Origin of the sequence: uncultured Streptococcus sp. (assembly GCF_901875575.1) — a bacterium.
Taxonomy (GTDB): domain Bacteria; phylum Bacillota; class Bacilli; order Lactobacillales; family Streptococcaceae; genus Streptococcus.
The window spans coordinates 1-512 of sequence record NZ_CABFMF010000075.1; the positions used below are offsets into that span (position 1 = coordinate 1).

Sequence of the window (512 nt, forward strand, 5' to 3'; positions counted from 1 at the left end):
CACATAGTTTATCACACACAAAGTGGATGTGTAAATATCACATTGTGTTCACCCCTAAGTATAGACGAAAAGTTATTTATAATCAATATCGAAGTAGTTTAGGCGAAATATTTCATCGCTTATGTAGTTATAAAGGTGTTGAAATTATCGAGGGTCACTTAATGCCTGATCATGTACATATGTTAGTAAGTATTCCGCCGAGGATAAGTGTTTCAAGTTTTATGGGGTATTTAAAAGGCAAAAGTGCACTCATGATGTTTGACAAACACGCCAATCTCAAGTATGAGTTCGGGAATCGGCATTTCTGGGCAGAAGGTTATTATGTGAGCACAGTAGGGCTCAATGAAGGCCCAATTAAGAAATATATCCAAGATTAAAGAAATTATCCAGTGGATGATTTCTTCACGAGTATGAAAATTTGAGAACGAGTAAAGTATGATATAGCACTAGATAAATTAAGTGTAAAAGAATATGAGGATCCCTTTAGGGATAGTGGTAAGTAATACTAAAGC

Annotated in this window: 1 pseudogene; it reads left to right on the forward strand. The window is 35.2% G+C overall.

Features of this window, described 5'->3' with window-relative positions:
• Positions 1–503 (forward strand): annotated as a pseudogene (gene tnpA / locus QZ114_RS08990) (IS200/IS605 family transposase); the annotation flags it as partial.
• Between the last annotated feature and the right edge of the window lie 9 nt (positions 504–512).